General features: G+C 67.2%; 5 protein-coding genes. 3 read left to right on the top strand and 2 right to left on the bottom strand.

Features of this window, described 5'->3' with window-relative positions; genetic code table 11:
- Positions 1-116 precede the first annotated feature (116 nt).
- Positions 117-839 (top strand): L,D-transpeptidase, encoded by a 723-nt coding sequence (locus J2Y55_RS14955; RefSeq protein WP_310154483.1) that lies wholly within the window; start codon positions 117-119, stop codon positions 837-839.
- A 260-nt stretch (positions 840-1,099) separates the two neighbouring features.
- Here J2Y55_RS14955 and J2Y55_RS14950 read toward each other — a convergent pair whose 3' ends face one another.
- The gene (locus J2Y55_RS14950; RefSeq protein WP_310154481.1) at positions 1,100-2,158 is read right to left on the bottom strand and encodes an AraC family transcriptional regulator; all 1,059 of its coding nucleotides are present in this window, start codon (positions 2,156-2,158) and stop codon (positions 1,100-1,102) included.
- A 201-nt stretch (positions 2,159-2,359) separates the two neighbouring features.
- On the opposite strand from J2Y55_RS14950, the gene J2Y55_RS14945 reads away from it, so the two are divergent.
- Together J2Y55_RS14945 and J2Y55_RS14940 are read left to right on the top strand one after the other, a co-directional pair.
- Positions 2,360-3,763 carry a winged helix-turn-helix domain-containing protein gene (locus J2Y55_RS14945; protein ID WP_310154478.1) on the top strand — a complete coding sequence of 468 codons (1,404 nt, stop codon included), beginning with the start codon at positions 2,360-2,362 and terminating at the stop codon, positions 3,761-3,763.
- A 240-nt stretch (positions 3,764-4,003) separates the two neighbouring features.
- On the top strand, positions 4,004-11,104 hold the full coding sequence (locus J2Y55_RS14940; RefSeq protein ID WP_310154475.1) for an autotransporter-associated beta strand repeat-containing protein: 7,101 nt from the start codon (positions 4,004-4,006) through the stop codon (positions 11,102-11,104).
- Positions 11,105-11,481: 377 nt separating this feature from the next.
- Here the strand turns inward: J2Y55_RS14940 and J2Y55_RS14935 are convergent, their stop codons facing one another.
- Entirely contained in the window at positions 11,482-12,180 is a 699-nt protein-coding gene (locus J2Y55_RS14935) for a cyclic nucleotide-binding domain-containing protein (protein ID WP_310154472.1), read from the bottom strand.
- Positions 12,181-12,394 lie beyond the last annotated feature (214 nt).

The following is a 12,394-nucleotide window of genomic DNA, read 5'->3' as shown; positions in this document are numbered from 1 at the left end:
CACGCCCCGGGACGGCAATCTCCGCCCGGCCAGACAATCCCCGCTCGGCAAGAGGCTCAGCGGGCTATGCGCGACGATGCTCTCGTCGGGCAACAGGATATGGGACGACCAAGATCATGATCATGAATGGTGGGAATGCCGCCGCCGGCGAGGATGCCGGCAAGCTGGACGCGAGCGCTCGGCTTAAGCCTCAGGCGGGGCTTCTCGACCGCCGCGCCTTTCTGGCGGGCTCGGCCGCCGGTCTCAGTGCGCTCGGCCTCGCCGGTTGCGCCACGACCGACGGCATGAGCCTCGCCGAGGCGCAGAAGGTCTACGGGCCGGTGCCGGAGGAGAAATTCCCGATTCCTGCGGTCGATATCAGCAAGGTCGATCCGCAATATTTCCGCCGCACCGTGCGCTACGAGACCAAGGAAGCGCCCGGCACGATCATCGTCGATCCCGGCAATTACTATGTCTATCGCATCGAGGATGACGGCTCCGCCACCCGCTACGGCGCCAATGTCGGCCGCGACGGCTTCCGCTGGAGCGGTGCGGCCTATGTCGGGCGCAAATCGGAATGGGCGACCTGGACCCCGCCCAAGGAGATGATCAAGCGCCAGCCGGAGGCCGCGAAATACGCGCGCGGCATGCCCGGCGGCCTCGACAACCCGCTCGGCGCCCGCACGCTCCATCTCTACCAGAACGGCGTCTACACGCTCTACACGATCTATGCCTCGAGCGACCCGGAAACGATCGGCTCGGGCATCACCAGCGGCTGCGTCGGCCTGCTCAGCCAGGACATGATCCACCTCTATGACCGCACGCCGGTGAAGACGAAGGTCGTCGTCCTGCCGGCGTAAGGCATGCCGGCGTAAAGCGACTTGCCGGCCTCTCCCGTCATGGTCGGGCTTGTCCCGACCATCTCGTAAGCCAGAGCCCCCTGGTCATGAGATTCTCAAGGCGCACAGGCCCGAGAATGACGCCCTGTGATGGATCCCGGATCGGCGCGGCTTCGCCGCTTGTCCGGGATGACGCCGTGGTTCCGAGGATGAAGGCATGCGCCAGGAGAGTGTCTGGAAACCTCCGAGCCCTCATCCTGAGGAGCCGCGTCAGCAGCGGCTCAACGGGAGGAGCGCGCTGAGCGTCGCGCGGCTTCAGATGGCGTCTCGCCGAAACGGCGGCGAAAGGCGGCAGTGAAGCGGGACGAATTGGTGAAACCGTAGCGGCGCGCGACCGTGGCCACCGAGGCGACGGATGCGCCAAAACCGGACGCACCACGTGTCAGGTCGTCACGCGCCAGCTCAAGCCGGATGGCGTGCAGCACGCCAAGGGGCGTGCTGCCGCGGAAATGCCTGAACACATGGCCCAGGGTCCGCACGCTGCATCCGGCTGCGGCGGCGACCTGCGGTATGCGGATCGGCTCCGCGCCATTGGCGCGCATGAAGTCCTCCGCGCGCCGAATATAGGCCGGGACCACGGCCGAGGCTGCCCTGTCCAACTGGTCGACATAGTTGTGTGGCGCGCCGCGGAGCACCAGCGCGACAAGCAGATCGGTCAAAGACGCCAATGCGACGGGGCTGCTGGCGACGCCGTCGGGTCGCTGAAACTCGTCCATGACAAAATCGAGCTGGCGCTTCAGGCTGGTCGCAAGCCCGCTGCCCCAATCGAGATCGGGCCCGAATTCGAGCGGCTGCCGCAGGCGCTCATCGAGCATCTGCTCCAGCGCATCCTCGAGATCGGCGACCTTGAAGAAGACATTCCTGCGCGCGTTGTCATCGCTGATCAGGAGCCGGCCGCCGGGACCGGGCCTCCAGACGAGGCCGCGACCGTCCGTGGTCGTCGTGGAATTGCCTTTTTTGACCAATGTGATGTGGCCGCTGAGCATCGTCGTGAAGCAAAACAGATCGCCCTCGTCGCCATCGACCGAGACATCCGTTGCAAAGCTGCTATCGGCGTAGCTTGCCAGGATCGAGCCGGCGGCACGGGTCGCGAGCGTAAAAATCGGCTTGTCGAACGTCGCGCTCCACAGGGCGCGATCCTGGAGCTGGTAGGTGTAGATGCGCTCCGATTTGACGACGCGTTCGGTGATGCGCAACCGGCCGTCCAGATCCTCCGGATGCCTTGCCCGGACAATATCAAACATCGCCGGCAGCGCAGGCTCGATCACAGGCACGGCCATCGATCTGCCCCCATCCCGGCCGCGTCAGCCGTTCGCATCCGCAGCATAGACAGATTTCGCGATGCGTGGACAGATTTGGCGACCAAGACGCGAGAACCTTCAGAATTGGCATCCGACACGTCGATAACGTGGCAGGCTGAGCCGATCGCAAGCGGGGGTTGTCAGGTTCGCACAGGGTGACCGCAAGATCCCCTGCCCGCCTTGGGCTGCGGAGAGTTTGATTTGGCGGGGATTGACCAACTGGAATCGCCGCGCACCCTCCTCGCCTTCGATGGCTTCATCCTCGACCTCACGCGCGGGGTTTTGACTGCCGAGGCGCGGGAGGTGGTGCTGCGCCCCAAGACCACGGCGGTGCTCGCGCATCTGCTCGCCCATGCCGGCCAGATCGTGTCGCGAGACGCCTTGCTCACCGCCGTCTGGGGCGATGTCGCCGTCTCGGACGACAGCTTGACGCAATGCGTCTCGGAAATCCGGCGCGCGCTGGGAACCGTCCAGGCGGACTTGCTGCAGACCCATGCAAGGCGGGGCTATGTGATGGCGACGCGGTTGCGCCCGGTTGCGCCAGCCGCCGATCCGTCAGGGCTGCTCACCCCGGGCGCCGGCCCCAATGCCGCAACGCAGCCCGGCCCGGACGCAGCGATGCAGGTCGGCAGTCGACCGCGCAGCCGCCTGGCCTGGGCCGCCCTTGCCGTGGGCGGCTTCGCCCTTGTCGTGGGAGGCTTGGGCCTGGTGTTTTCGGCCGCCACCTGGATCGGCGCAAACCGCCTGCCTGAGCCAGTAGCGCCGCCCGTCGTGGCATCTGCGCACCCCTCCTCCTGGGACGAGGCGCGGCGACTGCTGGCAGAAGGGCGCAACGCCCAGCAGGGCGGCGGGACGTATGAGGAACGCCTGCGTGCGAGCCTGCCGCTGTTCCTGCGCGCGCTCGCGGTCGAACCGCGTCTGGCGGAAGCGGCCGCCGAGGCGGTTTTCGTCCATACGAATCTGCGCACCACCGGTGCCAGTCGGGACCCGGAGCTGGACTTGCGCGAGGCGGAGCGTTTGGCCGCCCTGGCGATGACGGCAAGGCCTGAGGCGTCGCTTTCGCTGGCTGCCCAGGCGGCTGTCCTGCGGCAGCAACGCCGCTTCACGGAGGCGATCGTTTTCTACGAGCGCGCCGGCGCAGACCCCGTCCGGGTCATAGACCGTGCCAATGCCGGCATCATGCATCTGATGCTGGGCGACGCCGAATCCGCCCAGCCGCCGCTGCGGGCCGCATTGCAGGAAAGCCCTCTTCACCAGTTCTCGGCAGGCTGGCGGGTCTTTCTAGGATTGGCGAAGCTGATGACGGGGCAGCCGGACCAGGCAGCCGATGATTTTCTGACGTCGACTGCGCTCAGTTTCCCGACTGAGGAACGGCTGTTTTATCGCCTGGTTGCACTGCAAGGCGCGGGTCGCCTGGCCGAGGCGCAGGCGCTCGATACCAATCTGCGGCAGCGGGATCTGGCGCTCCTGGCGCGTCCGCTGCGGGCGCTTGGCATGTCGGATGAGGCCGCCTATCGCGCCCGTTTCGCGACGGCGGTGCTGGCCCCGCTGCACCGGATGGGCTGGGCCGAGATCGGCCGTTAGAGCGTTTTCGCCCGTTAAGTTTCGGGTCAATTTCGGATGTTTTTCGTTCGGACTTCAGGACTGGCGGCCGCCACCTCTGCCTAGTTCCGCGCAGGGGTTCTGTCGCCCTGCCGGAGACCTCGCCATGAAGCGCACCGCGGCCCTCCTGAAACCGTAGCCCCGCTCAACGGGTCCACGCACGACCGGCGCTGCAAAGGCCGGGAACGTCAAACGCGATATCTGGGCTGCGGGGAATTTGTCTTGGTCTGTATTCTGGTCTCACCTCACCGCACTTTTTCGCGCAGCGATCGCCCCCCGAATGCCTCGGAACGCCGCCGCGGCCTGCTCCGCGCCACCGCGCTGGTCGGCGGCGTATCAATCGCCCTGATCGTCGCTGGCGCCGTGCCGACAGCCGCGCAGAGCGGCGGCAATGGCGGCGGTAGCGACAACTCCTGCAGCGGCGGCGCAGGTGGCGCTTACGGTCAATCCGGTGCAACCGGGGGCCTCGCCACCCAGGGCCCTGGCCAGGGCGGCGGCGGCGGCTGCGGCGGCGGCGGCGGCGGTAGTGGCGGCGGCGCCGGCGGTAGCGGCACCGCGGGCTTCGACTATCCGCCCTTTGACACGGGTGGCGGGGGCGGCGCGGGTGCCGGGGCCGGGGGGACGGGCGCGGCTGGGGGTGACGGAACGGCAAGTGGCATTGGCGGCGTTGGCGGCGGCGGTGGCGGCGGCGGTGGCGGTGGTGGTGGCGGCCTTGCCGGGCTGACGATTGCGGGGCCGGCCAGCAACGTAACCCCTGTGACCGGCAGCAATGGCGGCGCCGGTGGCGCCGGCGGCAAGGGCGGCGGTCCAATCAATGCCGGTGGCGGCGGCGGCGGCGGTGCCGGCGGCGACGGCCTCCAGCTGACCGGAGCCAACACGGTCTTTTCCAACTCATCGACCATCAGCGGTGGCGGCGGCGGTACGGGCGGCCTCGGTGGCTCGGTCGTCACAACGGCACCACCACCGGGGCAAGGCGGCTTTGGCGGCAATGGCGGCAACGCCGGCGCCGGGGGCAACGGCGTCACGGTCATGGATTTGGGTGTGACGCTGACGAACACCGGTAGCATCCTGGGCGGCGCTGGCGGTACCGGCGGCAATGGCGGCGGCGGAGGCGGCGGCATCAATGCCGGCCATTCCGGCTCAGCTGGCGCGAACGGTCAAGGCGGCGCCGGCATTGCCGGCAGCGGACTGACCATCAACAACAGCGGGCTGATCGCGGGCGGGGCGGGTGGCGGCGCCGGCGTTCTCGGCAGCAGCGTGACGATCAACAACAGCGGGACCATCGCGGGCGGGTCGGGCGGCAATGCGATCACCTTCACGGGCGGCGCCAATACGATCAACCTCCAGAACGGCTGGGCTCTGACCGGCGCCATCAACGTCGCCGGTAGCGTGGCGTTCAATCAATCCTCCGATGTTACCCTGTCCAATCCCATCACCGGCTCGGGGTCGGTGATTCAGAACGGCGCGGGCAGGCTCACGCTCACGAATGTCAACACCTATACCGGCTCGACCACGGTGAGCGCGGGCAGCACTTTGGCTCTTATCGGCAGCGCCAAAATTGCGACTTCGAGCAGCGTGATTTTGACGGCGGGCGCGGTTTTCGACATTTCGGCCTCGACGACCTCTGGCACCGACATCGGGTCGCTGGTCGGCAACGGTGGAACCGTCCTGCTCGGCGCCAACACGCTGACCGTGAATATGGGAGTCGCCTCCACGACGTTCGACGGCGTGATCAATGGAAGCGGCAACCTCGAGGTGTTGGTCTCGCTGGGCGCGCCCCTGATCCTGACCGGGAACAACGGCTACACCGGGGGCACGTACGTATCGCTTGCCACGCTGGCCTTGAGCGGCACGGGCAGCATCGCGGCTTCGAGCATCGTGAACCTGTCATATCAGGGTCATCTCGACATTTCCGGTATGACGGGTCCTGGTACGACCATCCGATCGCTGGCCGATGACTTCAGCAGCGGGGGTGGAACGGTCTCGCTCGGCACTAAGACGCTGACGCTGTCGAACGCTGCCAGCGGGTTCCGCGGCTCCATCAATGGCAGTGGCGGGCTGACGCTGACGGCAGGCGCGCAATACCTGACCGGGGTCAACGGCTATACAGGCGCCACCACCATCAATGGCGGCACTTTATTGGTGGCCGGAGACGGCAGCATCGCGGCTTCGAGTGGCGTGATACTGGCAACGGGCGCGGAGTTTGACATTTCCTTAGCGAACATGCCTGGCACGACCATCAAGTCGCTCGCCGGCACCGGCGGGACCGTCATGCTGGGCTCCAACACGCTGACGCTGTCGAACGCGCACAACAGCTTCGGTGGCGACCTTACCGGAAGCGGCGGGCTGACGCTCACGGGCGGGACCCAGACCCTGACCGGCACCTCCACCTACACCGGCGCTACCACCGTCACCGGCGGCACATTGGCGCTGAGCGGCGCCGGCAGCATCGCCGCTTCGAGTGGCGTGCTCACTGCCGCGGGCGCGGTCCTTGATATCTCCGCTGCGACGGGCGGCGGCGCGACCATCCAGTCGCTGGGCGGCACTGGCGGAACCGTGACGCTCGGCGCGAATACGCTGTCACTGTCCAACGCCACAGCCGGCTTCTTTGACCCCTCCGGCACATTCGCCGGCGCCATCAATGGAACCGGCGGGCTGACGCTGATGGCCGGCGGCGAAGCCCTGACCGGGATCAATGGCTATACCGGCGCGACAACCATCGATGGCGGCGTTCTGGCTATCGCCGGTAATGGCAGCATCGCCGCGTCCAGCGGCGTGAACCTTGCGACCAATGCGGGCCTCGACCTCACTTGGGCGAACTCCGGCGTGACCATCAAGTCGCTGGCCGGCACTGGGGGCACCGTGACGTTCGGCGCCAGGACGCTGACCCTTTCGAACGCCTCGGGAACGTTCGGCGGCATCATTTCGGACACGGGCGGAGTGACGCTCGCGGCCGGCACGCAGAGTCTCTCCGGCACGAATACCTATTCCGGTGCGACCACCATCAATGGTGGCACGCTGGCGCTGAGCGGCGCCGGCAGCATCGCGGCTTCGAGCGGCGTGAGCACGGCAGCGGGCGGGTTCTTTGATATTTCCGCTTCGACAGGCGGTGGCGCGACGATCAAATCGCTGACCGGCACCGGCGGCACCGTCACGCTCGGCACCAGGACGCTGTCGCTGTCGAACGCGTCAGGCACGTTTGGCGGCGCAATCAACGGCAGCGGCGGGTTGGCGCTGACGGCGGGGACGCAGACCCTGACCGGGAACAATGGCTACACCGGCGCGACCACCATCAATAGTGGCAGATTGGCGTTGAGCGGCGCCGGCGGCATCGCGGCTTCGATTGGCGTGACCATCAGTGCAGGCGGGAATTTCGACATTGCTGCTTCGTCAGGCCCTGGCGCGACCATCAAGGCGCTCAATGGCGCCGGCGGCAGCACCGTCACGCTCGGCAGCAACACACTGATATTGTCGAACACCTTGGTTAGCGCGTTTGGCGGCGCGATCAATGGCAATGGCGGACTGACGCTCTTGGCCGGAACCCAAGGCTTGAGCGGGAGCAACGGCTATACCGGCGCGACCACCCTCAACGGTGGCACGCTGGCACTGAGCGGTGCCGGCAGCATCGCGGCTTCGAGCGGCGTGAGCACGGCAGCGGGCGCATCCTTCGACATCTCCCTGTCAACCGGTCCTGGCGCGACGATCAAGTCGCTGGCCGGCACCGGCGGCACCGTGGCGCTCGGCACTAAGACGCTGACGCTGTCGAACGCGTCAGGCACGTTTGGCGGCGCCTTTGTTGGAAGCGGCGGGCTGACGCTGACGGCAGGGACCCAGACCCTGACCGGGAACAGCTCGGCTTTCACAGGCACGGCCACTATCAATTCCGGCAGGCTGCTGCTCGGCGCTGGCGGAACGCTCGGCAACGGCGCGGCCGCCGTCAACGTCAACACTGGCGGCACGCTGGGCGGAAGCGGCACGGTCGGCGGCAATGTCACGGTCAATGCCGGCGGCATCCTGTCCGCGGGCTTCAGCCCGGGGACACTGACCATCACCGGCAATCTGGTTCAGGATAGTGGCGCGATCAGCACTTTCGAGCTCGGGCAGTCCGGTGTCGTCGGCGGCGCGAGCAATGATTTCGTGAATGTCGGCGGCAATCTGTCGATGGGCGGCACGCTCAACCTCAATGCTGCAACGGCAGGCTGGTACCGCCTTTACGAGGTGGCGGGAACGATCTCGGGATCCTACGGCACCGTCAATTCCGGCGCGTTGAACCATACGATCTACGCGACGATTCCGAACCAGCTGAACGTGCTGCTGGCCGGCGCCGGCCAGATCGTTCAATTCTGGGACGGCACTGACGCGACCGGCAACGGGGCCGTCAATGGCGGCACCGGCTCCTGGAGCGCCGCCAACACCAACTGGACCTCGCAACCGGGCGCTGGGATCAACGACCAGCAGCGTGGCGGCGTCGGCGTTTTCTCAGGTCTGGCGGGAACGGTCACCCTCGCCGGCGCGCAGAACATCCAGGGCCTGCAATTCACGGTCGACGGCTATTCGCTGGTCGGCGGAACCCTGACCATGACCGGCGATCCCTTCAGCGATCCGACCAAGAGTTTCATCACGACCGATGCAGGCGTCACGGCGACGATCGGCTCGACCATCGCCGGCACCGGCATCGGCCTGACCAAGCAGGGCGCCGGCACGCTCGTCCTGACCGGCGCCAACAGCTATGATGGTGGCACCACGATCAATGCCGGCACCTTGCAGCTCGGCGATGGCGGCACCACCGGCTCGATTATCGGCGATATCACCGACAACGCGATCCTTGCGATCAACCGCTCGGACATCGTGACCTTCGCCAATATCGTCTCCGGCACCGGCGCATTGCATCAAAACGGCAGCGGCACGCTCATCCTGACCGGCACCAACCTCTATACCGGCGGCACCACGATCAATGCCGGCACCTTGCAGATCGGCGATGGCGGCACCACCGGCTCGATTGTCGGCGATGTCACCAATAACGCGATCCTTGCCGTCAATCGCACGGACGCGCTGACGCTGTCCGGCGATATCTCCGGCAGCGGCGTGCTGCAGCAGAACGGCAGCGGCACGCTCATCCTGACCGGCACCAACAGCTATACCGGCGGCACCACGATCAGCGCCGGCACCTTGCAGATCGGCGATGGCGGCACCGCCGGCTCGATTGCCAGCGATATCACCAACAACAGCGTCCTTGCGATCAACCGCTCGGACGCGCTGACGCTGCCCGGCGACATCTCGGGCACCGGCGAGTTGCAGCAGAACGGCACCGGCGTCACCACGCTTGCGGGCGCGGCAAGCTATCTCGGCGCAACAATGGTCAATGCCGGCACGCTGCGGGCGAATGCGGCCAACCGGTTCAGCGCCGCGAGCGCGGTCACGATCGCGGCGGGAGCTGCCCTCGACGCCAACGGCTTCGATCAGGCCATCGCCTCGCTCACTGGGGCGGGCAATGTGGCGCTCGGCGCCGGGCGATTGACGCTCGCCAACGCCGCATCCACCACATTTTCCGGTACGATCGCCGGCGGTGGCGGGCTGACGCTCGCCGCCGGCACGCAGACCCTGTCGGGCATCAGCAGCTATACCGGCGCGACCGCGATCAATGGCGGCACGCTCATCGTCAACGGCTCCATCCTCGCATCGTCCGGCGTCACCGTGGCAGCCGGCGCCGCGATCGGTGGCTCGGGCCAGTTGCCCTCGCTGACCGTGAACGGCACGGTCTCGCCGGGAAACTCGCCGGGCACGCTGACGGTGAACGGCAATCTCGTGCTGGGGGCGGGCTCGCTCTATCTCGCCGAGGTGCAGGGCGCGGTGTCCGACCGGATCAGCGTCACCGGCACGGCTTCGCTCGCCGGCACGCTGCGGCTGGTGCCGCTCGGGGGCGCCTATCTGTTCTCCACGCCCTACACGCTGCTCTCGGCGGCAGGCGGGCGGACCGGCAGCTTCAGCCCGGTCGATACGACAGGCGTCTTCGGCGACGGCGTGACGACCAATGTCGCCTATACCGCAACCGAGGTGCAGCTGACCTTGGCGCCAAAGCCGCTGGCGCCGATCGTCATCGATCCCACCCCGACGCCGTCCACGCGTCTTGGCTCGGGCCTACCAGGCCTGGGCCGCTCGACCAATGCCTATGCAGTGGCGCTGGGCATAGACGCGGCGGTGGCGAACGGCGCCGATCCCTCCGTGCTCTTCGCGATCTATAACCTGCCGGGCGCCGCCATCCCCGGCGCCGTGAACCAGCTCTCGGGCGAGGCACACACCGCCGCGCCCGCGATGGCCAACAGCGCGGCAGGACAGTTCCTGCGCACCATGCTCGACGGGTCCGGCGCTGGGCGGCTCGCAAACGGCCCCGCAGGCGCGGCCAGCTTCACAGCCGACCTGCCATCAAGGCAAGACGGGCAGGCACAAGCGAGCCTCGACCCGGCGCGCTTCTCGCTCTGGGGCGCGAGCTTCGGCTCGACCGGGGGCAGCGACGGCGACAGGGCCGCGGGCTCGGCGAACCGCAACCTTTCCGACGGCCATCTCGCTGTCGGCGCCGATATCCGGCTGGGCAGCAATACGGTGGTCGGCGCTGCGGTCTCGGGCGGCCAGTCGCGCGCCTCGCTTTCGGGCGGGCTCGGCAAGGCGCAGGCCGATGTCTTCCAGGCCGGTCTCTATGGCCGCACCGTGCTGGGCCCGGTCAATCTCGGTGCGGCGCTCGGCTATGCCAGGCTCGACACCGATACCAACCGCGCTATTCCCGCCCTCGCCCGCACCGGCGTCGCCGCCTCCTATGTCACGCAAGCGTGGAGCGGGCGGATCGAGGCCAGTCTCCCTTTGGCGACGATCCCGATGGCTGGGTGGGGCGGGTTCACTGTCGCGCCCTTCGCCGCGTTCCAGGCGGTGCAGGCCAGGAGCCCCGCCGCGGTCGAGCGTGACAAGGCCGGCGCGACAGCGGGCATGCTGACGCTGGCGAGGCGTTCCGACATGACCAGCCGCAGCGAGCTCGGCCTCCAGCTCGACGCCACGCTGATGCTCGGCGCGACGCCGGTCACCGGCTTCGTCCGCGCCGCCTGGGCGCGCTATTACCAGCGCGACGCGGAGCTCACCGCCTCGATCAACGGGCTCGCCGGCGCCAGCTTCAGCATCACGGGCGCGAGGCCCGATCGCAATGCGGCCCTGCTCTCGGCAGGGGCCGACATCAAGCTCAGCCCCAGCGTCAGCCTCGGCATGCGCCTCGACTCCGAACTCTCGGCGAACACCCGCCGCATCGGCGGTACCGCCCAGTTGAGGGTCAGCTTCTGAGCCGAGACACCGTTTGAGACTTGAGCCCTCATCCTGATGAGCGCTTCGCAGGAGCGCGTCTCGAAGGATGCTCCAGATGGTTCGAGAGCCTCCTGGAGCATCCTTCGAGACGCCGCTGCGCGGCTCCTCAGGATGAGGGCTGGCGTTTCAAAACGGGCTCTGAGCGCATTCCAGCGAAAGCGGAGGCTGATCGACAGGCGTGACCCTGCGGCAGTCGAGCGCCAGTCCCGGAGGCGGCGAGATCGACGAGGCCAGGCGCAAAAAGCTGGCGCTGGATGTGGTCAAGCCCGTCTCCAGCGACGCCTCGATCATCCCGCTCCAGTCCCCCCGCGCCGCCGAGATTTTCGCAAAGCCGCCTTGCACCAATCCCGGCGAACTCAGGCCGACGGGCCGTCGATTGTCTTCGAGGGCTGGGCCAGTCCCAGCAAGGCTTCGCGGTCCCGGATTTCGATTGCCGGGCCGGAAACCGCGACCCCGTAGGGGATCAGGGCCGAGATCGAGCGCGACAGAACCTCCGGGGCCATGCCCAGGCGCGCGGCCAGCACCTTCTTGTCGAAAGGCAAGATGAAGCGGCCGCTCTGGCCGGTTTCGAGATCGTGGCTCAGCAGCCAGTTCGCGAGCCGCTCCAGGCTGGAACGGAGCTTCTGGTTCTTCAGCTCGCACACGACGCCGCGATAGGCCATCGCCAGGTCTTGCGCCAGGGTTCGCGCGAAGGCGGCATCCTCGGCGAAGACGCGGCGCACCATCTCGGCGGGAACGAGCAGGACACGCGAGGGAGCCAGCGTCCGGGCCGACTTCAGATAGACACGGTCGCTGATCACCGCCGCGACGATGAAGCCGTGCCCGGGCCCGACGATCGAGATCGTCGTCTCCCGGTCGCGATAGGCGCAATACATCTCGATCTGGCCGTCGATGACGACATGCAGGAAATCGGCGGGATCTCCCTCCCGCGCCAATTCGACATGCGCGGGAAAGCGCTGCAGGAACGAAGCCCGCAGCATCATCTCGGCATTTGCCGGGCTCACGCCGTCAAACAGCCGAATCGAGCGCATCTCCTCGATTTCGTCGCTGCGCATGTCCAGCCCCTGCCGCGTCTCGATACAAGTCAGAACTTGATTAATATCAAGAAAATGCACAGTAGATCAAGACAAATGAATTGCAGAAAAAAACGCCGCGCCTTGATCAAACGCCAGCGTATTCTTGAAAGATTCCGATGCCGATCCCGCGTTGATGTGGATCAAGGCTAAACTATAGCCACCCTGAAAATCCTGTCGCCAGCAGTATCGCTAG

It is taken from the genome of Allobosea sp. BE125 (genome assembly GCF_031456075.1).
Taxonomy (GTDB): domain Bacteria; phylum Pseudomonadota; class Alphaproteobacteria; order Rhizobiales; family Beijerinckiaceae; genus Allobosea.
This window is presented reverse-complemented; position numbering and strand designations above follow the sequence as displayed.